Source organism: Paraburkholderia sp. BR10882, from assembly GCF_040948855.1.
GTDB classification, from domain to species: domain Bacteria; phylum Pseudomonadota; class Gammaproteobacteria; order Burkholderiales; family Burkholderiaceae; genus Paraburkholderia; species Paraburkholderia nodosa_A.
This window is the reverse complement of the sequence record NZ_JBFPKP010000004.1, coordinates 322,504-342,348: the sequence shown is the minus strand read 5'-3', so window position 1 is coordinate 342,348 and position 19,845 is coordinate 322,504. Positions and strand designations below refer to the sequence as shown.

The following is a 19,845-nucleotide window of genomic DNA, read 5'->3' as shown; positions in this document are numbered from 1 at the left end:
CCTCGCCCGCAGACTAGCCGCCGACTTCCCCCATCACCTGAAACTGCCCGGATGCCTGGGCAATGCACTTCGCATTGGCCCAGATCCGGCAGTCCGAGAAAATCACCCGTTTCCCAGAACGCAGAACGTCGACATGGGCTTCCACCCAGTCGCCCGGTTCAGCGTTGCCCATGAAGTTGACCGTCAGGCCCGTCGTCAACACCCTTACGGCCGGTTGACGCGAATACTTGCTCGCCCACGTAATGGCCGTATCCGCCAGCATGCAAACGGCGCCGCCGTGCATCATCTGGCCGAGATTCCGATGCGCTTCGCGCACGTACATACCGACGACGTGTCCACGCTCGCTCTTGCGAAAATAAGTAGGACCGAACATCTGATGGAAGGGGCCAAACTCCGGCATCAATGCAAAGCCCTCCGGAATGGGCTTTTCTTCGCTCTCTTCAAGCGCCTCTACCGCCAATGCGTGTGCGTGTTCCAATGCCACTCTCCTCTTCGCGCCGTAGGTGACCGGCACCAATAAATGCTTTTTCATGGGCGAGACATAGCGTATCATTATTCGCACGCAAGTCAATTATATGAATGAATATGGACATCGGATCGCTCTTTACGCCGCTCGTTGTTCGAGGCGTCACGCTTGCCAACCGCATCGTCATGTCACCCATGACTCGCGGCTTTTCGCCCAATGGACTGCCCGGCAGTGACGTTGCCGCCTACTACAAGCGGCGCGCGCAGGGCGAGACTGGCCTTATCATCACGGAAGGTGTCGGTGTCGATCATCCGGCGGCCCTGGGCGAAGCCGGACTCGGCGAGAATTCGATTCCCGTACTCGCCGGAGCAGAATCGGTTGCCGCGTGGCGGCGAGTGACGAATGAAGTTCATGCGAGCGGCGGCGTTATCTTTCCGCAACTGTGGCACATGGGACCGATGAAAGAGGCGAACACAGGGCCCTTCCCCGCCGCCGCGCCACTACGGCCATCGGGGCTCTGGGGGCCGTCCGGACGCACGACTTCTCTCAACGCGGGCTACATGGAGCGGGTGAGGCCACCAACGCACCCAATGACCGACACCGAGATCGCGGACGTCATCGCCGCCTACGGTCGAAGCGCGTCGTTTGCGAAGACCGCCGGATTCGACGGCATTGCCATCCACGGAGGGCACGGCTATCTGATCGATGCGTTCCTTTGGGCCGAGACCAATCAACGCACGGACAAATGGGGTAAGGATCTCGTGGCGCGCAGCCGCTTTGCCGCAGAAGTCGTGCGCGCGATACGCGAAGCGATCGGCGATACGATGCCGATTACATTCCGCTTTTCACAGTGGAAACAGCAGGATTTCCGTGCGCGCCTCGCCAACGATCCGCACGAGCTCGAACAGATCCTCGCACCGCTCGCAGATGCTGGCGTCGACATCTTCGAGGCGAGCACGCGTTATTTCAATCGCGCGGAATTCCCGGGCTCGGAGATGAATCTCGCAGGCTGGGTAAAGAAAGTGACCGGCCGGTATGCTATGGCGGTGGGCGGAATCGGTATTAATAAGGGTTACTACGATTCCATGGCCGGAGCCGAAACATCGGTGCAACCCGACCTGACACCACTGCTGGATCGTTTCTCGCGCAACGAGTTTGACCTTGTTGGCGTAGGACGTTCGCTTCTGCACGACCCGAACTGGGCCCGGCGTGCCCGCCTTGGCGAGCCGTTTCTCGGATTCAGCAACGATTCGCTCGCGCGCCTCACCTGAAACCCAGTTTTGCAGTTGACGCCCCTGTGTCAGGCGTCAACTGCTGTTGGTGGCCTGTTAATCTTCAGGTGCGCCCAGTAACCGGAATCAATGCACCGGTTACCCCCGACGCAGCTTCGGAAGCGAGAAAAAGAATCACGTTCGCGATTTCCTCGGGCCGTACCCAACGTGAAAAGTCTGCATCGGGCATGTCGTTGCGGTTTTGCGGCGTGTCGATAATACCCGGCAGGATCGCGTTCACGGTAATTGACCGATCCTTGAGCTCTTCGGCTAGCGCCTCCGTCAAACGCATCACTCCCGACTTCGACGCCGTGTACGCACCCATTCCCATACCTGCCTTCAGTGCGGCACCAGCGCCGATGTTGACAATGCGACCGCCGTGCGCGCCGACAGCAAGATAGTCCAACGCCGCTTTCGATGCCGTAGCGGCCGTCCGCACGTTCATCTGATACATCAAATCCCACGTCTCGAGGGAGCCGTCCGCCAGTGTTTCCCAGCGAAATCCGCCCGCTATGTTGACGAGGGCATCGAGCTTGCCAAGCTGCTCGACAGTCGCCGAAAACGCCGCGCGCGCCGCGTCCAGGTCAGTGAGTTCCACGCCGCCTCGCCACCAGGAGGCGTGTAGCTGCTCCGCGCTCGCGCCGTCCGGCGCAGGCGCCTTGTCGATCAGCGCGACCTTCCAGCCATTGTCGGCAAATACCCGGCCCACCGCGCGTCCCAATGTGCCGAAGCCACCGGTTACCACCACTACCCGTTGCATGTCCGATCACTCCCTCGCCGCTTCGGCGTGAAAAATCAACGTCCCTTGAAAACCGGCTCACGTTTCTCGCGAAACGCGTTGACCGCTTCCTGGTGGTCTTCAGTCAAATTCGACAGCGCCTCGTAGGCGATCGACGCATCGAGAATCGAATGCGCGAGCTGCTTGAGTCCGATGTTGATTGAAGCCTTGGTCCATTGAATCGCACGCGCGGCTCCGTTTGCCAGCCGCTTCGCCATGGCATCGACAACGGCATCGAGTTCGTCAGCCGGCACGGCGTGGTTGATGAGCCCCAGACGCGCCGCCTCTTCCGCGGTGAGGAGGTCACCCGTCAGGAGGTATTCCTTGGCCTTCGCGTAGCCGACGAGCTGCGGCCAGATCACCGCGCCGCCATCGCCCGCTACGAAGCCGACTTTCACGTGCGGATCGCCGATCTTCGCGTGATTGGCCGCGTAGCTCAGATCCGAGAACAACGCGATCGTCGCGCCCAGACCAATTGCATGACCATTGATCTTCGCGATGACCGGCTTCGGACAATCGAGCATCGAGAAGACGATTTTTTTGGCGCGCTGCATGCCTTCCAGAAACAACGCCGGGTTGTCGATGACCTGCTGCATGTGCTCGATATCACCGCCCGCGCTGAATGCGCGCCCAGCGCCCGTCAACACGACAACACGGGTCTCGCCGTCCTCCGCGACATCGAGAAAGAGCCGCGACATCTCAATGTCCATTTGCTCGTCAAACGCATTCAGCGTTTCGGGGCGGTTGAGCGTGACGGTCAGGACGCCGCCGTCGCGTTCGAGCAATAACGCCTTATAGTCCGAAATATTCATGGCTTACCTGTTCACAAAGAAGAGACAGCGCGGGACGACGGGTCGCGCCGCCGCGCAAACGCCGGATGCGATTCCCGCTGCACCGGCGCCCCGCGCGACTTCGATTACACCTGCAGCGGAATGAACCTGCGACCGTTGTCGTACATGATCTTGCGCGTGTCTTCTTCGGCAAGCCCATTGAGCGCTTCCGCAGCGAAGTCTTTCGGCTCCGGCACGCCTTCCGCGTGCGGATAGTCGGAGCCCATCAACAGAAAGTCCGACGATCCGGTTTGCGCGATGATCTGGCCGATGTCGTCCTCGGGATACGCGACCACAAACACGTTTTCCTTGAAGATCTGGCTCGGGCGCTTCTTTAGTTGACCGCACGGCCAGTAACCATTCTTCGCCATGCCCCGGCACTTGTCCATTTTCACGAGCAGCGACGGCACCCATTCGGCACCGTTTTCCGCGCTGCACAGCTTGACGCGCGGGAAACGCTCGAAGAAATTGTAGAAGATGAACGACGACAGCGTTTCCATCACCGGACGCTCGCCGTAACCGTGCATCCAGACAAAGGCGGTTTGACGCTGGCGCGACTGCTGCACCGGCTCGCCCCACACCGCCATGTGATCCTTCATGTAGATCGCTTCCGACACGTGGAACGTGACACGCACGCCCGCTTCGTTGAGGATCGACCAGAACGGATCGAAATACGGGTCCGCCGGCGCACGGCCATTGAACGGCCCCATCGGCATCAGGATTACGCGGACGCCGTTCGCGACCAGCCATTTTGCCTCGGCGACGGCGGCGTCGAGATCGTCGAGCGTGACGACCGGCGTCGTGTAGATCCGGTCCTTGTAGTTGAAGCCCCAGTCGTCGAGCATCCACTGGTTATACGCATGCAACACGGCATTTGCGGCGGCAGGCTCGTTGAGGTACGAAATGCACGCGACCATTTCGCCGATGTACATCGTGCAGGCTTCCACGCCGAATTCGTCCATCTTCTTCAGGCGGGCGTCGCGATTGAACATGTCCGGCGTCGGGGCGACACGCATGTCGACGTTGTCCTTGCCGTCCTTCATCGCGCGCAGCCATTCATGCAGCTTGCCCGGCGGCGGCACGTGCCCCTCGGCCGAGGTGTAGCCTTCGCTGATTTCCACCTTGCGGTCGCCGACATACATGCAGCGGTTGCCGTCGGCCGTGACACGGCTGGTGAACGACCAGTCCTTCTTGAACTTCTCGGGCAAGTGGCGGCTGTATGCGTCCTCGACTTCGTAGAAGTGCGTGTCCGCGTCGTAGATCTTCCCTTGGTACGCTTGCATGAACTCTCTCCTGATTGTGGGGGAGCGCTGCTCAACGTGCGCCCTTGAGAGAAGTATCGGCTCAAGCCATCAGCCCAAAAACTCTCATATCGAACACAGAAACGTCGATATCGAATTGATATCGATCGGCGCCCTCGCGATTTCCGAAGCTCGCACATGGCATCCTCCGGAAAACATCAATACGAACATCGTTCGCATATGAGTATACTCGAAACGATACATACAACCGGAGACGCTCATGCAAGTTGAAGTCCTCTCGCAGCAGGCACACCGAGCACAACCCGTAGCCGGTCCGCCGCGCGGGTTCACGATGGCGATCCTGCTGGCCGCAGTGGCCGCCTCGTCGGGAATCACCGTTATCTATACGGTGCTGGTCACACTCTACAAAGCCTTTCCCGCTTCGAACTCCGTGAGCTGGACGGTTACCGCATACTGGCTCGGCTCGGCCGTCTTTGCCGCGGTGAGCGGGCGGCTCGGTGACCTGCTGGGCTACCGTCGCATCCTGCTCGTGGTGATGTCGGTCGCTGCCGCCGGCGCGGTCGTCGCCGCCTGTGCAACCCATGTCGGCATGCTCGTCGCCGGGTGCGCGATGCAATCGATCGCGGCAGGCATTACACCGCTCTCCATCGGCCTGGTCCGCGAGAACCTGCCGCCAGCGAGGCTGCCTGGCGCGGTGGGCCTGATCAGTGCTGCAGGCATGGTATCCGCGGGGCTGGTCTACATTTGTGCGGGCGTCGTCGTGGATCACTATTCCTGGCAAGGCGGCTTTTGGTTCAAAGTCGCGCTTTGCATCGTGGCAGTCGCTGCCGTACGCGCATGGACGCCGCCGTCGCCACAGCATCCCAGCGTCCGGATCGACTACCTTCGAGGCCTTGCGTTCGCTCCAGCACTTTGCGCGATCCTCTTCGCGGTGCAACAGATCCGCGCGTGGGGGCTCGGGGATGCGCGGCTTTGGGGTTTGATCGGCGGCGGCGTGATCGTGCTGGGACTATGGGCGCGGCATCAGCTCAAGGCGCGTCATCCGCTCATCAACGTGCGTCTGCTGAAGACGCGCGAGGTCGTCCTGGCGAATGCCTGCATGGCATTCCTCGCGGCAGGCGCCATGCAACTGGGACAGGTTTTCTCGCTGCTCGCCCAGCAGCCTGCCGGCACGCACGCTGGATTCGGACTGAGTGCAACAGCAGCCGGATTACTGATGTTCAGCGTCAACATCGTCGCGATGGTCGCGAGCCCGTGGAGCGGCCGCGTTGCGGCCCGCTACAAGGCGCGTCGCGCCGCCTTGATCGGCATGGTCATCCTGGCCTTTGCCTGGGCCTCACTGATCGCGCTTCATCGCAGCCTGCTGCTCTTCGTTCCAGGCGCGGTCCTGTGCTCGTTCGGGCTCGCCTTCGCGAGCACGGCGCTGTACAACCAGATCGTGGAAACGACGCCTGCGCATCAGACAGGCGAGGCAACGGGCATGCTCTACGTCTTCTTCTCGTGCTTCTTCGCGGTAGGCGCCCAGGTGGTATTCGTGCTGTTACGCGGCGCGACGGGGGGACATGACGGTGCGTCGTTTCCCGCCGACAGTGGCTATGTTTCGGTGTTCGTCTACATCGCCTGCAGTTCGATTGCCGGACTGCTGATCGCTTGCATGCTGCCGAAGCGTCACGCCCGTTGATCGTCGTTGCGAACGACCTGTTACACGCCGGTCCGACGCTTCTTCGAATTCGCCATGCGTGCCGAGCATTGAAGCATGTGCTTCAATGCTCGGCACGCTGGCCGGTCACTCATCTTCGGCTTGACCCAATGCAGACGCACGCTGCGCCACCCTGATCATGTTCTGCTCGAGCTGCGGGCGTTCGCGATCGAAACGCTCGAGCGGCGCACCAATCGCCATCGCCGCAATCACGTTACCGTTCGGCCCGAAGATCGGTGACGACACACCCGCGGAGTCCGGCAGCAATTCGCCGCGGCTCACCGACAAACCGGTTTCGAGGATGTGATCGAGTTCGTCACGCAGCGCCTTCTTCGTCGCGACGGTTTGCGGCGTACGGCGCTCGAACTTGACCGTCTTCATGTAGTCGGTGACGAAAGCTTCCGGCGCATGAGCCAGCAGCACGCGCCCCGCAGCCGTGCAGTAGAGCGGACGGCGCAATCCGATGTGCATCGAATAGCGCACGGATTGTTCGCTCTCGATCACATCGACATAGGTGATCTCTTTGTGCTCGTGATCAAGGACGCCGATATAAACGGTTTCATTGGTGCTCTTCGAGAGATCCACCAGGAACGGGCGCAGCATCTTCGAGAAATTCCACGCGGCCATCACGCCGGCGGACAAGCGGAAGATCGAAGGCCCCAGGCGATAGCGGCCTGCGTCGTGCATCAAATACCCTTCCGCCACGAGAGGCCTCAGCAGATTGAGCAGGCTGCTCTTCGGCGACTCGAGGGCAACATTCAGTTCTGCCAGCGACATCCCTTCCGGAGACTTCGCCAGCACATCGAAAATTCCGAGGAGTCGGGTCAGCGAGCGCGGCCCGCTGACATCCCGGTCCGCCGGCGCTGAGGTCTCTTTCAACATGATTTTCCCCATGAATTGACTGTATCGATTATACGGGAACTATTCACATAGTTTTACAACGATCACAATTTGGCACACTTTTTCACCGCCTGAATTCGGGAATACGCCAGGGCGCCTCCGCATTCAGGTTAAGATATAGTTGAACGGCGTTCATAAAATTGCAATGCAGAAGCAACGCTTTCCGGACCATCCACGCGGCACGCTCGCGCGTCGAACTGCAGCATCAAACTTCACTTCTGGATCACACATGCACACGAAAAAACTGGCAGAAAAGGTCGTCATCGTGACCGGAGGCGGGCAAGGCGTTGGACTCGGCATTGCCCGCGCGCTTGCCACCCAGGGCGCGAGTCTGGTGCTGACTGGCCGCACGGAGAGCAAACTCAAGCACGCTGCTGACGAATTGAGTGCCCTCGGCTCGCAAGTGCTCGTCGTGCCTGGTAACACGCGCAATCGAGCCGACGCCGTGCGCACGGTCGAACTTGCCATTGAGCGTTTCGGACGCGTGGACGCGCTTATTGACAACGCACAAAGCAGCAGCCCGGGTGTGCCGCTCGAGTCCGTTACCGACGACGACTGGAGCGACACACTCGAGTCTGGCTTGTACGGCACGCTGTATTTCATGCAGGCCGTATTGCCGCACATGAAGGCACAGGGCCGCGGCACCATCGTCAACTTCGGCTCGCGCACAGGCATCGAAGGGCTCAAGGGATTCGGCGCGTACGCCGCAACCAAGGAGGGCATTCGTGGACTTTCACGTGTTGCCGCGCGCGAATGGGGTGCCTATGGCATCACCGTCAACGTCATTTGCCCGGCAGCGCTCACGCCAGCCGCTGAAGCCTACCTCGAAGCCAATCCCCAGGAACGCACGCGCTATCTCGGTGAAATCGCTCTTGGCCGCTTCGGCGATCCTGAGCTCGATATTGGACGAACAGTTGCATTTCTGTGTAGTGACGACGCTAATTTCATAACCGGGCAGACTATCAGTGTGGACGGCGGACAGTCAATGCTTTAGTGCGTCTTTTTGAACACAGTTGCAATATATGAAACGAGAAGTTGCATTTCTCAGCGGCGCAGAGAATTTAATTGAACTAACAGCTGCATTAACTGAGATACCTCGATCCGACGGCGAGTTCGCACGAGACGCCTACCAAGACGATCGAAAGTGGTCACATATTTCTCCTCCGGCACACTTCGCGAGAGCGTGTGGAGTTTGACCTTGGCTGCGGGACACCGAGCCAAGGTTTTTTTTGCGCCGTTGTGTCAGGCGATTTTCAACGGGGGCACCGCGACGTCGAGACCCACCCGAAACCGTAAAGCGATGAACGGATTTGGGCGACGGCGAAGAGGACGCTCACCACGACAGACCGAATCGGCCTGTGGAAATTGCGATCTCGATGCCGCTTTTCAAGAAAGCAATCAGTACCATTCCGATGTGAAGAACGGCAAGTGCACGTCCATCCAGTCGTATTCGCTGCGGCAGACCGCCCATGCCCACTGGGGTGACTTTCGACGGCCGTGGGCAGCGTCCGATCGTTGATGCAGGCGTGAATGATTTGAAGCACCCCCGCCCGCTTCGAGATACCCGACTTCGACCTCGGTTGTGCCTGCGATACCGCTATTGCTATTCTCAGTCGTCATGATTCGTCCTTTAGCTACCGCTTACTCCACCGCCTTCACCATCTCCTCGATCACCTTCTTCGCGTCGCCGAACACCATCATGGTTTTATCCATGTAGAAGAGTTCGTTGTCGAGGCCCGCGTAGCCGGCCGCCATCGAGCGCTTGTTCACGATGATCGTGCGCGCCTTGTACGCCTCGATGATCGGCATGCCCGCTATCGGCGACTTCGGATCGTTCTTCGCCGCCGGGTTCACCACGTCGTTCGCGCCGAGCACCAGCACCCGGCGCGATCCTCTCGTACATCATGTGCCACGCGATGAACCGCTCGTGTCTCCGGCGTCGCGGCCACGCGGGTTTCGTTCGCCCGAGTTTCTGCGGGTATTCCAATGTGCATCAAAGAACCCCTGATTGCAAAAGCGTGATGCGAAACAAGCCAGTTGGCCGCCGAGGGTTCGCGCAACCCCGCAACCATCCTCGAATGTCTCGCAACGACAGTGAAATTCGTTGTCCTGATTGATATGGATAGTCCGCAAGAGAGCGCAGCCCCGAAGGGCTGCGCTTCGCAAGATCGTACTTTCTAAATTACCTTCTTTTCGCGCAAGGTATCGATATCGGACTGCGACATACCCAGCACATCGTGCAGCACGGCGTCCGTGTGCTGCCCGAGCATCGGCGGCGCGCCGTACGAATCGATCGGCGTGCCCGACATCTTCACCGGATTGGCAACCATACGGACCGCCTCGTCGGTGAGCGGATGCGCGACTTCAACACACATCGCACGCGCCTGCACGTGGGGATCGGCGAACACTTGTTCCAGATTGTTGATCGGCCCCGCCGGCACCCCTGCCGCGTCGAGAGCCGCCAGCAGTTCATCGCTTTGCCATTCGGCGATCAGCGGTTCGAACACTTCGCCGAGCGCGCGGCGATTCTTCACTCGCAGTGCAATCTCGCTGAATCGCGGGTCGCTGGCGAGTTCGGGATGCCCGAGGACCTGGCACATCCGCGCGTATTGTTCGTTGTTGCCCGCAACGATCATGATGTCGCGATCGGCACAGCGGAACATGCGCGACGGCATGCCGCCGTTTCCCTCCGTACCGCGCCGGACCGGAACCTGCCCCGAAACGAGGTACTGGCTCGCATAGTGCGAGGTGGCGGCGATCATCGCGTCCAGCAGCGCCAGGTCGATGTACTGCCCCTCCCCACTGCCGCCTTGTGCCGCGTCGCGATGATAGAGCGCGGCGATGATCGCGGACGCCGCGTACTGTCCACAAAGGATGTCCGCGAGACTGGGCCCCGTTTTCATCGGTCCGCCGCCCGGCACGTCGTCGCCGTTGCCCGTGACGCTCATCAGACCGCCCATCGCCTGGAAAATCGAGTCATATCCGGGGCGGGGACTGTACGGCCCGGTTTGTCCGAACCCCGTTATCGAGCAGTAGATCAAGCGAGGATTGACGAGTTTGAGGCTCTCGTAGTCGAGCCCGTAGCGTTTCAGGTCGCCAACCTTATAGTTCTCGAGCAGCACGTCGCAATGCGCAGCCAGCGAGCGGATCAGCGTCTGGCCGTCGGGCGTCGAAATATCGCACGTGATCGACTTCTTGCCACGGTTCGCGCTGATAAAGAACGTCGATTCGCGCGTAACCTTGCCCTCCCGATCCATGAGAAACGGCGGGCCGAACTGCCGCGAATCGTCCCCTTTGCCCGGACGCTCGACCTTAATGACCTCCGCGCCGAGATCCGCCAGCATCTGCGCCCCCCAGGGCCCCGCGAGAATACGGCTCAGGTCGAGTACGCGAACTCCCGTCAACGCGCCTTTTGTCATATCAAACTGTCCCCTTGAATTCATACCCGCCGCGCCGCAAGCCATGCATCAGCGTCCGACGAACTTCGCCGTACGTTTTTCGATGAAGGACTGAACGCCTTCCTTTGCATCTTCCGTGTTGTAGAGAAACTGCTGCGTCGACTGAATCGTCGCGTAGGCGTCCTGCCAGCCTTGCCCCAGTGAAACACGCGCGTTCTGCATCGTGGCCTGCACGGCGAGCGGCGCCTGCGCGGCGATTCGCTCTGCGATAGCCAGCGCGCGGTCGAATTCCTGGCCCGCCGGCACGACGTCCTGAACGAAGTTCATGCGGCGCGCCTCCTCGGCAGTGAACTCGTCGCCGGTGAGCAGCACCTTCATCGCGTTGCCCCAGCCGGCACGCTGGACCATGCGGAACGTCGCACCACAACCTGCCATGATCCCCCGCTTCACTTCAAGTTGGGAGAAACGGCAGTTATCGGCGGCCACGGCCACTTCCGATGCGAGCATCAATTCGACCGCGACCGTAAAGCAGATTCCCTTGAGAGCGATGACGACCGGCTTGGTGCGCAGCGGCGCGCGCAAATTGAACGGATCGACCTCGCCCTCCGGAAGCAAGGGTTTGCCCTCACGGCGCAGCGGCGCGATCTTCGGCATGTCGAGCCCCGCCGTAAAGTGGTCGCCTTCGGCATAGACCAGACCGCAGAACAGATCGCTGCTGTTCTCCAGCCGCGTGTAAGCGGCGGCCAGTTCCCTGAACATCTTCGGGGTAAAGCCGTTGCGCTTTTCCGGCCGGTCGATGCCTATCAAAAGCAGGTTCCCGCGTTGTTCAACGCGAATCTGTCCGTCCTCGTGACGAGTCGTCATGCACTGTCTCCTCGCGGTGTTTTCCATTAGCGAATCTGACCATTGGCTCAATTGACAAAGCCGGGTCACACATTCAGAATCATAAACGTCGTTCACAAATTTGGCAACGCGCGGCACGACCTGACGCAGTCTGCACGGGGTGCCACAGCCAATACAAGCAAGGCCGGGCAGATACCGATGCTGGCTTAAGTGTTCACCCTGATTCCCGCAAGGAAAGACCATGGCCTACGAGACGATCATCGTCGAAATTCACGGCAAGACCGGCTTGATCAAGCTGAACCGTCCGCATGCCTATAACGCGCTGAACAACCAGTTGATGGACGAGCTGACGGCCGCACTCGACGGCCTCGAGGCCGATCCTGCCATCGGCGCGATCGTGCTCACCGGCAGTGAAAAAGCATTCGCCGCCGGAGCCGACATCAAGATGATGGGCGAATGGACGTACATGGACGTCTACAAGAACCAGTTCATCACTTCGAACTGGGAGCGCACCTCGCGTTGCCGTAAACCGGTCATCGCCGCCGTCGCCGGTCTCGCGTTGGGCGGAGGCTGCGAGCTGGCCATGATGTGCGACTTCATTCTGGCCGCCGACAACGCGCGTTTCGCCCTGCCCGAAATCACGCTCGCAACCATTCCCGGCGCCGGCGGCACGCAGCGCCTCACGCGGGTGCTCGGCAAATCGAAGGCGATGGAGATGATTCTCACCGGCCGCAAGATGGACGCTGTCGAAGCCGAACGATGCGGACTCGTGAGCCGCATCGTTCCTGTCGATACGCTCGTCGGCGAAGCGCTGAAAACAGCCGACGATATTGCCCGATTCTCGCAACCGGTCGTGGCGATGGCGAAAGAGTGCGTCAACCGTGCTTACGAATCGAGCCTCGCCGAAGGCATCCTGTTCGAGCGGCGCATGGCCTATTCGACCTTCGCCACCGAAGACCGCAAGGAAGGCATGGCGGCCTTCGCCGAAAAACGCAGGCCGCAGTTCCGCGATTGTTGAATCGCTGAAAAAGCCACTTCTGCCGTGGCTAACCGAGCACGCCAGGCCGCGCGCATCCAGCGCCCTCCTCTGGCACCCACACTCCCTCCCCAGACTACAGGCACGTGATGAAACCCTACGTCAACCGCATTACTGAATTACTCGGCATCCAATACCCCATCATTCAAGGCGGCATGCGCTGGGTGGCGCGCGCCGAACTGGCAGCGGCCGTAGGTAACGCGGGCGGTCTTGGGTTCATCTCCGCGCATACACATGCAAGCGCCGACGCGCTCGCGCGTGAAATCGACAAAGTGCGTTCGCTCACGGACAAGCCGTTCGGTGTGAATCTGACCGTACTCGGCGCGAATGCCGGTCTCGACTATGACGCGTATGTGCGCACCATCGTTTCGCAGGGTGTCAAGGTCGTGGAAACGGCAGGTAGCAATCCCGCGAAATACATTGCCGAATTCAAGGCGCAGGGCGTCAAGGTCGTCCACAAGTGCGTCACGGTCCGCCACGCGGTGAAGGCCGAATCGCTCGGCGCAGACGCCATCAGCATCGACGGGTTCGAATGCGCGGGGCACCCCGGTGAAGACGATATCCCGGGACTGATCCTGATTCCCGCCGCCGCCGACAAGCTGAAGGTGCCGATTCTCGCCTCCGGTGGTTTCGCCGATGGGCGCGGTCTGATGGCGGCTCTGGCGCTCGGTGCGGACGGCATCAATATGGGCACGCGCTTCATGCTCACGCAAGAATCGCAGGTCCACCCGGCGATCAAGCAACGTCTGCTGGAAGCGACGGAGCGCGATACGGTGGTGGTCGGCCGCTCGCTCGGCGATTCAAGCCGTGTGATCAAGAATAGCGTGAGCCTCGCCGCGCTCGAACTCGAGCGCAGCAGGCACGTGACGCATGCCGACCTCTACGCGCTGACCGGAGCCAAGCGTTGGATGGACGCATTCGGCACGGGAGAAGTCGAAGGCGGCGCGTTCCCCGCCGGGATCGTGACCGGTCTCATCCACGACCTGCCGACTTGTGCGGAACTGATCGAACGCATCGTGAAGGAGGCTGCCGCGATCGCGCAACGCCAGCTCGGCTTCGGAGCCGCTCTCGCATGAAACTCACCGGTCTTCGCGTCGTGGACCTGTCACAGTTCATGCCGGGTCCGTTCCTCGCCGCCAATCTCGCGGAACACGGGGCGCAGGTCATCAAGATCGAACCGGTCACCGGCGACCCCACACGCGGTGCACCGGGCACGGATGGCGCGTTCTTCGCCGCAATCAACCGCGGCAAGCGCAGCATCGCCCTCGACCTGAAGCATCCCGACGGACGCGAGGCGGCGCTCAAGCTGATGAACGAGGCCGACGTGGTGATCGAATCGTCACGGCCGGGAGTCGCCGCCCGCCTTGGGATCGACTACGACACGGTGAGCCGGACGAACCCGCGACTCGTTTATTGCGCGATGACCGCATTTGGACAGAATGGCCCGCTCTCTCAACTGCCCGCCCATGATCCGGTGATTCAAGCGCTCGCGGGCACGCTGCCGCGCGATAGCCGCGGGATGCCCGTTACCACGGGGCCGTCGCTCGCGGCGCTCGCCGGTTCGTTGACGGCGTTGTCCGCTGTGTTGATGGCACTCCTGCGCGCGCGGGAAACCGGGCGCGGCGACTATATCGACGTCTCGCTCTTCGATGCGGCGCTCACGGCGCAGCCGTATCTGAGTGGCCGCTTGCTCAACACGCCGGACGTTTCATCTCAGGAAACGCCAGACGACGACAGCGGTCTCGCACTGCTCAGCAGCTATGAGACCGCCGATTCGAAATGGCTCTGCCTCGGCGGCCGGGAGCGCAGTTTTGCCACTAACCTGCTTACGCCACTCGGCCGCCCGGATCTGGTCGGCGACGCCATCGGTCCGGCCGGCGACGGTCAGACGCGGGTGCGCGCATTCCTGACGCGTACCTTCCTGACCCGCACTCTCGATGAATGGCTCGACTGGTTCGAGGGCCGAAACATCAGCGTCGCGCCGGTGCTCTCGCTCGCCGAAGCGCTCGACCATCCGCATGCGCATGAGCGCGCGATGATTCAGAGCGATCCGTCCGGACGCAAACACGTTGCAAGCCCGATTCATTTCCGCATGGAGCCTGCAGCGCCGCCGCTCGCCGTTGCGCGCCTTGGCCAGCATACGGAAGACGTGCTGCGCAGCATCGGATACAGCGAAGAGCGGATCGCGGAAGTCATCGCGTCGGGCGCCGTGCGTGGGCAGCACGACGACACCTATGCCGTTGCGCCAATGACTCAAACTACGCACTGACGCGAACAACATCATGCCTTTACTGCTAGAGGCGGACTCCGTCGACTTCGCATCCATCGTTCGTCCCGGAGATACCGTCGCGTGGGGTCAGTCAAGCGCGGAGCCCCTCCCGCTCACGAGAAAGTTGCTAGAGCAACGGCACGGCATCGGCGCGTTTCGGATTTTTCTGGGCGCTAGTCGTTTCGACACGTGCCGGCCGGAGCACGCTGACTGCATCGATTTCGTTTCGTACTGCGGCACAGGCGCCAACCGCGCTTTGGCCAAGGCTGGCGCACTCGACATTCTTCCGTGCCACTACTCGCAGTTTCCCCAGATGATGGAGTCGGGCCAGTTTCCCATCGACGTCTTGCTGCTGCAGCTGGCGCCGCCCGATTCCCTGGGTCGCTACAGCCTCTCCATTGCGCATGAGTATCTGATTCCGGCACTGAAGCACGCGCGCGTCGTCGTCGCAGAGGTGAATGAGCAGGCGCCCTGGACGTACGGCGAGCGCTACCTTCGCGACGATGAGATCGACTTCATCCTGCCGACGTCGCGCGCTCTACCCGAAAGTTCGCCCAGCGCAGCAAGCGCAACGGATCTGGCGATCGCGCGGTACACGGCAAGTTTGATCGAAGACGGCGCCACGATTCAACTCGGTCTCGGCGCGATTCCAGAGGCGATCCTTGCGTGCCTCTCCGATCGTCGAAACCTCGGCATTCATTCTGGGACGATCGGAGACAAAGTCGCCGACCTCATGCAAACCGGCGTGATCAACAATGCGCGCAAATCCATCGACATGGGCAAGACCATCGCCGGCGTGATGATGGGCGGCCGCCGCATTCACGAGTTCGCGCATCGCAACGACGCCATCGAGTTTCGTTCGACCCGCTACACGCACGACCCGCATGTGCTCGCGAGCATCGATCGCTTCGTCGCCATCAACTCGGCGGTCGAAGTCGATCTGAGCGGACAGATCAACGCCGAAATCGCGGGGGGCGTGTACGTGGGCGCGGTGGGCGGCGCGCTGGACTTCCTGCGCGGCGCGCGACGCTCTCGTGGCGGCGTTCCCGTCATCGCACTGCCCTCCACGGCTGGCAAGGGCGCCACCCGCATTGTCGCGTCGTTGACCGGCCCGGTCAGCACGCCGCGCAGCGACGCCGGGATCGTGGTGACGGAATATGGCGTTGCCGATCTGCGCGGACTGACGCTGCGGCAACGGCGCGAGCGCATGCTTGCGATTGCCCATCCGGACCATCGTGGCGCTCTCGACCAGATGGCCGGCGCCCCGCCTTCCAATCGTTCCGGAAGTGCGACGCTCGTCGCCTGATTGCCATCGGGCCCGAATCAGAAACTCGAACCCTGCAAGGAACTGTCCCATGAAACGCGCAGCAATTGTGTCCCCCGTACGAACGCCCGTCGGCACCTTTGGCGGTAGCCTGCGCGGTGTCTCCGTCGAAGAACTCGGCGCACTCGTTGCGAACGAAACGATCTGGCGAGCGAGACTCGATCCCGCTCGCATCGACGACGTCGTGTTCGCACAATCGTACGCGAGCAGCGAAACGCCCTGCGTGGGCCGCTGGATCGCGCTGCAGGCGGGCCTGCCCGTGGAGGTGCCGGGCATGCAACTGGACCGTCGCTGCGGCGGCGGCCTGCAGGCGCTCGCCACCGCAGCGATGATGGTGCAGACCGGCGCCGCCGACGTGGTGCTGGCCGGCGGCGTAGAAAGCATGAGCAACATCGAGTACTACAGCACGGACATGCGCTGGGGCGCCCGTTCGGGCTCCGTTCAGTTTCACGACCGTCTCGCACGCGGCCGCGAGCGCTCGCAGCCCGAATCTCGCTTCGGCTATATCTCCGGAATGATCGAGACGGCGGAAAATCTCGCCACCGACTATGGCATCAGCCGCGAGGCCGCCGACGAATTCGCGTTACGCAGCCACCAGCGCGCGGCGGCGGCGTGGGAGTCGGGCCGCATGGCCGAGGAAGTCGTTGCGGTCAGCGTGCCCCAGAAGAAGGGCGAGCCGCTCCTTTTCTCCAGGGACGAAGGATTCCGGGAGGACGCCAGCATGGAAAGTCTCGGCAAGCTTCGCGCTTTGATGCCGGGCGGCACGGTGACCGCCGGCAATTCCAGCCAGCAGAATGACGCCGCGGCCGCCTGCCTCGTCGTCGCGGAAGACCGTCTCGAAGCGCTCGGGCTCGAACCCATCGCCTGGCTGACCGGCTGGGCCGCCGCCGGCTGCGAGCCTTCGCGTATGGGGATCGGACCCGTGCCTGCGGTCCAGAAGCTCATGGCGCGCACGGGCCTCTCGCTCGATCAGATGGATCTCGTCGAAGTGAACGAAGCGTTCGCATGCCAGGTGCTGGCAGTCCTCAAAGGCTGGAACTGGCACGATACCGACCGGCTCAACGTGAACGGCTCCGGCATATCGCTCGGCCACCCGATTGGCGCAACGGGCGTGCGGATCATGACGACGCTCCTGCACGAACTGACGCGTCGAAAGGGGCGTTATGCGCTCGAGACCATGTGCATCGGCGGCGGCCAGGGTATCGCCGCCGTCTTCGAGCGCGTTTGACACTGGGCGACGCAGCGCACGGCCTGGTGCCGTGCGCGTGCCCTCAGGCCTCCACCTCGACCATCACGAAGTCGGCCCTGGTCGCGCCGCACTCGGGGCATGCCCAGTCATCCGGGATGTCTTCCCAGCGGGTACCGGGCGCGATGCCCTCCGCCGGAAGTCCCACTGCTTCGTCGTAGTAAAACCCGCAAAAAATGCATTGCCACTTTTTCATGATCGTCTATGAGTCGTTGAGGTGGGGTTGTGTCAGGGCGCTACGTCCCAGGCGAGCGGCAGATAAAGCATGCCGTTGACCGAGCCCGAGCCGCATCGTGGCTTGTCGCCCTCGCGAATGCGGAAATCGGGAATGCGTTTGAGCCATTCCTGCAGGAACACCTTGATCTCCGTGCGCGCGAGAAACGAGCCCGGGCAGCGATGCGGTCCGTTGCCGAAAGCCGCGTGCATCACCGGCTTGCGCGTGAGGTCGACGGCAAGCGGGTTGCTGAACTTGCGGTCGTCGAGGCCGAACAGAGAGTTCGGCAACTGGATCTGGTCACCCTTTTTGAACTGGACGCCTTTGTATTCCATGTCCTGAGTGATGAGTCGCGCGGTATTCGCCACGCCAAAGCGCCGGATCAATTCGTCGACCGACGACACCATCAGTTCCGGATTCTCGATGAGCTGCCGCCGGTGCGCCGGATTCTCGGCGAGGAAACGCGCGATGAAACCCATCAACGAGGCGACGGTATCCAGACCGCCGAACAGCACGACGATAAACATCCCGAACATGCGCGCGGGGCTGATCGGCTTGCCATCGATCTGCGCGTTGACGATCAGGCTGACCAGGTCGCCACCCGCCTGGGCCTTGCGCTTTTCCACCCACGTGGCGATATAGCCGCCAAGACGGTGCTGGGATTCGATGCGTTCGTCGAGATTGCCGCGTACGGCCCACTCCGCCCATTCGAGCAGTTGCTCGCGATCGCTCAACGGAAGGTCTGCGAGACGCAGGAAAATCACGATCGGCAGGATCTTCGAAAACTCCGAGACGAACTCGCATTCGCCTCGCGGAGCGATCTTTTCGATCAACTCGATTGCGAGGCTGCGCACGTCGCTCTCGAGCGACGCGATTGCCTGCGGAAGAAAAGCGGGCGTGATCAGGTTGCGGTACGCAGTGTGCTCAGGCGGGTCGAGTTCGAGCGGCACCAGCCGCGACTCGTTGAGCGGCGGAATGTTGACGCTTTGATGCGAGAAGCGCGTATGGTCCTTCTGCATCGCGTCGATATCTTCGCCTCGCGTGGCGATCCAGTGGCCGCCATAGTAAGGGGACCATACGATGTCGGGCCCCGCGTGCAGCGACTTCCATGCCAGATGAACATCGTCTTGCGCGCCAGGCGGGTTCATATAGTCGAAATCGACCACGAGTTCTCGCGGAACATGGTCCGGCACGGTCCAGTCTTTCGTATGATTCATCTTGCGTCTCCTTTCATTTCGTCGTCTTCGAATGGATGAATCGCCACACTGCGCGTCAATGCGTCAGCGTTCATATTATGCAACGTCGTTCAGTTTTGCTATTATACCGAGGCGAGCTTTTCTACATCAACGCCTGTATCGAACGGAGACAAGAGTGAGCGATTTCGTCAAGGACAAGGTGGTAGTGGTAACGGGTGCGGGTGCCGGCATCGGGCGCGACTTCGCGCTGCAATTCGCGGCGAACGGCGCCAAGGTCGTCGTCAACGACCTCGGTCGTAACGCCGAAACCGGCGAATTCGCCGCACAGCGCGTTGTCGCGGAAATCAAGGAGGCCGGCGGACAAGCGGTTGCCTCGATGGACAGCGTCGCCGAATGGGATTCGGCGCAGAAGATCGTGCAGGCCGCGCTGGACACGTTCGGCCGCATCGACTGTGTGGTCAACAACGCCGGCATCGTGCGCGACCGCATGTTCTTCAACATGAGCCTCGACGAGTGGAAGGCCGTGGTCGACGTCCACCTGAACGGGTCGTTTTTCGTGGCGCGTGCTGCGGCTCCGCACTTCAAGGCCCAAAACGGCGGCAGCTTCGTTCATATGACCTCCACGTCGGGTCTGATCGGCAATATCGGGCAAGCCAACTACTCGGCCGCCAAGATGGGTGTCGTCGGTCTGTCGAAGTCGATCGCGCTCGACATGGCCAAATTCAACGTGCGCTCTAACTGCATCGCGCCGTGGGCATGGACTGCGATGACTGCCTCGATTCCCTCGGAAACGCCCGAGCAAAAGGCACGCGTCGAGATTCTCAAGCGCATGGAATCGCGCAAGATTGCGCCGCTCGCCGTGTACCTTGCCTCCGACCAGGCCACCAAGGTTTCGGGGCAGATCTTCGGTGTGCGCGCCAACGAAATCTACTTCTTCAACCAGATCCGCATGATCCGCTCGCTGCATCGCGACGGCGGCTGGACGCCCGAAGCGATTGCCGAGCAGGTCATGCCGGCGTTCGAATCGAGCTTCTTCCCGAACGTGCCCTCCATGGCGCTGACGCCGTGGGATCCGGTGTAAATTCAATCGGACCATGCCCGCGCCACATCATG

At 61.5% G+C, this 19,845-nt stretch carries 18 protein-coding genes and 1 pseudogene; 9 read left to right on the top strand and 10 right to left on the bottom strand.

The features are described 5' to 3' along the window. Window positions 1-13: 13 nt before the first annotated feature. On the bottom strand, window positions 14-532 hold the full coding sequence (locus AB3X99_RS13905) for a PaaI family thioesterase (protein WP_256095045.1): 519 nt from the start codon (window positions 530-532) through the stop codon (window positions 14-16). Window positions 533-585: 53 nt separating this feature from the next. Between AB3X99_RS13905 and AB3X99_RS13900 the strand changes: the two genes are divergently transcribed. Beyond that, window positions 586-1,737, top strand: coding sequence for an NADH:flavin oxidoreductase (locus AB3X99_RS13900; protein WP_368617343.1), 1,152 nt, complete (start codon window positions 586-588; stop codon window positions 1,735-1,737). Between the two features lie 64 nt (window positions 1,738-1,801). On the opposite strand, the gene AB3X99_RS13895 is transcribed toward AB3X99_RS13900, so the two are convergent. The 3 genes from AB3X99_RS13895 to AB3X99_RS13885 form a co-directional block, all read right to left on the bottom strand. Further along, window positions 1,802-2,497 carry an SDR family NAD(P)-dependent oxidoreductase gene (locus AB3X99_RS13895; RefSeq protein ID WP_368617230.1) on the bottom strand — a complete coding sequence of 232 codons (696 nt, stop codon included), beginning with the start codon at window positions 2,495-2,497 and terminating at the stop codon, window positions 1,802-1,804. A 35-nt stretch (window positions 2,498-2,532) separates the two neighbouring features. Beyond that, entirely contained in the window at window positions 2,533-3,327 is a 795-nt protein-coding gene (locus AB3X99_RS13890; protein WP_069268774.1) for an enoyl-CoA hydratase/isomerase family protein, read from the bottom strand. A 104-nt stretch (window positions 3,328-3,431) separates the two neighbouring features. Continuing rightward, on the bottom strand, window positions 3,432-4,628 hold the full coding sequence (locus AB3X99_RS13885; RefSeq protein WP_069268775.1) for an amidohydrolase family protein: 1,197 nt from the start codon (window positions 4,626-4,628) through the stop codon (window positions 3,432-3,434). Between the two features lie 238 nt (window positions 4,629-4,866). On the opposite strand from AB3X99_RS13885, the gene AB3X99_RS13880 reads away from it, so the two are divergent. After that, window positions 4,867-6,288 (top strand): MFS transporter, encoded by a 1,422-nt coding sequence (locus tag AB3X99_RS13880; RefSeq protein ID WP_368617229.1) that lies wholly within the window; start codon window positions 4,867-4,869, stop codon window positions 6,286-6,288. 105 nt (window positions 6,289-6,393) lie between these two features. On the opposite strand, the gene AB3X99_RS13875 is transcribed toward AB3X99_RS13880, so the two are convergent. Then, entirely contained in the window at window positions 6,394-7,188 is a 795-nt protein-coding gene (locus AB3X99_RS13875; protein ID WP_368617228.1) for an IclR family transcriptional regulator, read from the bottom strand. A gap of 247 nt (window positions 7,189-7,435) precedes the next feature. On the opposite strand from AB3X99_RS13875, the gene AB3X99_RS13870 reads away from it, so the two are divergent. Beyond that, window positions 7,436-8,200, top strand: a complete 765-nt coding sequence (locus AB3X99_RS13870) for an SDR family NAD(P)-dependent oxidoreductase (protein WP_368617227.1) — start codon at window positions 7,436-7,438, stop codon at window positions 8,198-8,200. A 647-nt stretch (window positions 8,201-8,847) separates the two neighbouring features. On the opposite strand, the pseudogene AB3X99_RS13865 reads toward AB3X99_RS13870, so the two are convergent. The 3 genes and pseudogenes from AB3X99_RS13865 to AB3X99_RS13855 form a co-directional block, all read right to left on the bottom strand. Beyond that, window positions 8,848-9,087: pseudogene (locus AB3X99_RS13865) on the bottom strand (NAD(P)(+) transhydrogenase (Re/Si-specific) subunit beta); the annotation flags it as partial. 296 nt (window positions 9,088-9,383) lie between these two features. Further along, on the bottom strand, window positions 9,384-10,625 hold the full coding sequence (locus tag AB3X99_RS13860) for a CaiB/BaiF CoA-transferase family protein (RefSeq protein WP_069268778.1): 1,242 nt from the start codon (window positions 10,623-10,625) through the stop codon (window positions 9,384-9,386). Between the two features lie 48 nt (window positions 10,626-10,673). Next, window positions 10,674-11,468: a crotonase/enoyl-CoA hydratase family protein gene (locus AB3X99_RS13855; protein WP_069268779.1), complete on the bottom strand. Its 795-nt coding sequence runs from the start codon at window positions 11,466-11,468 to the stop codon at window positions 10,674-10,676. A gap of 220 nt (window positions 11,469-11,688) precedes the next feature. Between AB3X99_RS13855 and AB3X99_RS13850 the strand changes: the two genes are divergently transcribed. The 5 genes from AB3X99_RS13850 to AB3X99_RS13830 all read left to right on the top strand — a co-directional run bounded on the left by AB3X99_RS13850 (window position 11,689) and on the right by AB3X99_RS13830 (window position 17,304). Continuing rightward, a complete protein-coding gene (locus AB3X99_RS13850; protein WP_368617226.1) occupies window positions 11,689-12,465 on the top strand; it encodes an enoyl-CoA hydratase in 777 nt (258 codons plus the stop codon). 107 nt (window positions 12,466-12,572) lie between these two features. After that, window positions 12,573-13,559, top strand: coding sequence for an NAD(P)H-dependent flavin oxidoreductase (locus AB3X99_RS13845; protein WP_368617225.1), 987 nt, complete (start codon window positions 12,573-12,575; stop codon window positions 13,557-13,559). Next, window positions 13,556-14,752 carry a CaiB/BaiF CoA-transferase family protein gene (locus AB3X99_RS13840; RefSeq protein ID WP_342947397.1) on the top strand — a complete coding sequence of 399 codons (1,197 nt, stop codon included), beginning with the start codon at window positions 13,556-13,558 and terminating at the stop codon, window positions 14,750-14,752. The genes AB3X99_RS13845 and AB3X99_RS13840 overlap by 4 nt, the downstream gene beginning before the upstream one ends. A 13-nt stretch (window positions 14,753-14,765) precedes the next feature. Continuing rightward, entirely contained in the window at window positions 14,766-16,058 is a 1,293-nt protein-coding gene (locus AB3X99_RS13835; RefSeq protein WP_342947396.1) for an acetyl-CoA hydrolase/transferase C-terminal domain-containing protein, read from the top strand. 49 nt (window positions 16,059-16,107) lie between these two features. Continuing rightward, window positions 16,108-17,304, top strand: a complete 1,197-nt coding sequence (locus tag AB3X99_RS13830) for an acetyl-CoA C-acetyltransferase (RefSeq protein WP_368617224.1) — start codon at window positions 16,108-16,110, stop codon at window positions 17,302-17,304. Between the two features lie 43 nt (window positions 17,305-17,347). Here AB3X99_RS13830 and AB3X99_RS13825 read toward each other — a convergent pair whose 3' ends face one another. Beyond that, window positions 17,348-17,518 carry a rubredoxin gene (locus tag AB3X99_RS13825; RefSeq protein WP_069268785.1) on the bottom strand — a complete coding sequence of 57 codons (171 nt, stop codon included), beginning with the start codon at window positions 17,516-17,518 and terminating at the stop codon, window positions 17,348-17,350. 32 nt (window positions 17,519-17,550) lie between these two features. Next, window positions 17,551-18,753: a cytochrome P450 gene (locus AB3X99_RS13820; RefSeq protein WP_368617223.1), complete on the bottom strand. Its 1,203-nt coding sequence runs from the start codon at window positions 18,751-18,753 to the stop codon at window positions 17,551-17,553. A gap of 154 nt (window positions 18,754-18,907) precedes the next feature. On the opposite strand from AB3X99_RS13820, the gene AB3X99_RS13815 reads away from it, so the two are divergent. Beyond that, window positions 18,908-19,813, top strand: coding sequence for an SDR family NAD(P)-dependent oxidoreductase (locus tag AB3X99_RS13815; protein ID WP_069268787.1), 906 nt, complete (start codon window positions 18,908-18,910; stop codon window positions 19,811-19,813). The last annotated feature ends 32 nt before the right edge of the window (window positions 19,814-19,845 follow it).

What these genes read in the sequence shown, in the direction of transcription:
- AB3X99_RS13850 (WP_368617226.1), top strand. Translation starts at nt 11,689, where the DNA reads ATGGCCTACGAGACGATCATCGTCGAAATTCACGGCAAGACCGGCTTG.
- AB3X99_RS13875 (WP_368617228.1), bottom strand. Translation starts at nt 7,188, where the DNA reads ATGTTGAAAGAGACCTCAGCGCCGGCGGACCGGGATGTCAGCGGGCCG.
- AB3X99_RS13885 (WP_069268775.1), bottom strand. Translation starts at nt 4,628, where the DNA reads ATGCAAGCGTACCAAGGGAAGATCTACGACGCGGACACGCACTTCTAC.
- AB3X99_RS13870 (WP_368617227.1), top strand. Translation starts at nt 7,436, where the DNA reads ATGCACACGAAAAAACTGGCAGAAAAGGTCGTCATCGTGACCGGAGGC.
- AB3X99_RS13895 (WP_368617230.1), bottom strand. Translation starts at nt 2,497, where the DNA reads ATGCAACGGGTAGTGGTGGTAACCGGTGGCTTCGGCACATTGGGACGC.
- AB3X99_RS13880 (WP_368617229.1), top strand. Translation starts at nt 4,867, where the DNA reads ATGCAAGTTGAAGTCCTCTCGCAGCAGGCACACCGAGCACAACCCGTA.
- AB3X99_RS13900 (WP_368617343.1), top strand. Translation starts at nt 586, where the DNA reads ATGGACATCGGATCGCTCTTTACGCCGCTCGTTGTTCGAGGCGTCACG.
- AB3X99_RS13855 (WP_069268779.1), bottom strand. Translation starts at nt 11,468, where the DNA reads ATGACGACTCGTCACGAGGACGGACAGATTCGCGTTGAACAACGCGGG.
- AB3X99_RS13825 (WP_069268785.1), bottom strand. Translation starts at nt 17,518, where the DNA reads ATGAAAAAGTGGCAATGCATTTTTTGCGGGTTTTACTACGACGAAGCA.
- AB3X99_RS13845 (WP_368617225.1), top strand. Translation starts at nt 12,573, where the DNA reads ATGAAACCCTACGTCAACCGCATTACTGAATTACTCGGCATCCAATAC.
- AB3X99_RS13840 (WP_342947397.1), top strand. Translation starts at nt 13,556, where the DNA reads ATGAAACTCACCGGTCTTCGCGTCGTGGACCTGTCACAGTTCATGCCG.
- AB3X99_RS13860 (WP_069268778.1), bottom strand. Translation starts at nt 10,625, where the DNA reads ATGACAAAAGGCGCGTTGACGGGAGTTCGCGTACTCGACCTGAGCCGT.
- AB3X99_RS13905 (WP_256095045.1), bottom strand. Translation starts at nt 532, where the DNA reads ATGAAAAAGCATTTATTGGTGCCGGTCACCTACGGCGCGAAGAGGAGA.
- AB3X99_RS13890 (WP_069268774.1), bottom strand. Translation starts at nt 3,327, where the DNA reads ATGAATATTTCGGACTATAAGGCGTTATTGCTCGAACGCGACGGCGGC.
- AB3X99_RS13830 (WP_368617224.1), top strand. Translation starts at nt 16,108, where the DNA reads ATGAAACGCGCAGCAATTGTGTCCCCCGTACGAACGCCCGTCGGCACC.
- AB3X99_RS13835 (WP_342947396.1), top strand. Translation starts at nt 14,766, where the DNA reads ATGCCTTTACTGCTAGAGGCGGACTCCGTCGACTTCGCATCCATCGTT.
- AB3X99_RS13820 (WP_368617223.1), bottom strand. Translation starts at nt 18,753, where the DNA reads ATGAATCATACGAAAGACTGGACCGTGCCGGACCATGTTCCGCGAGAA.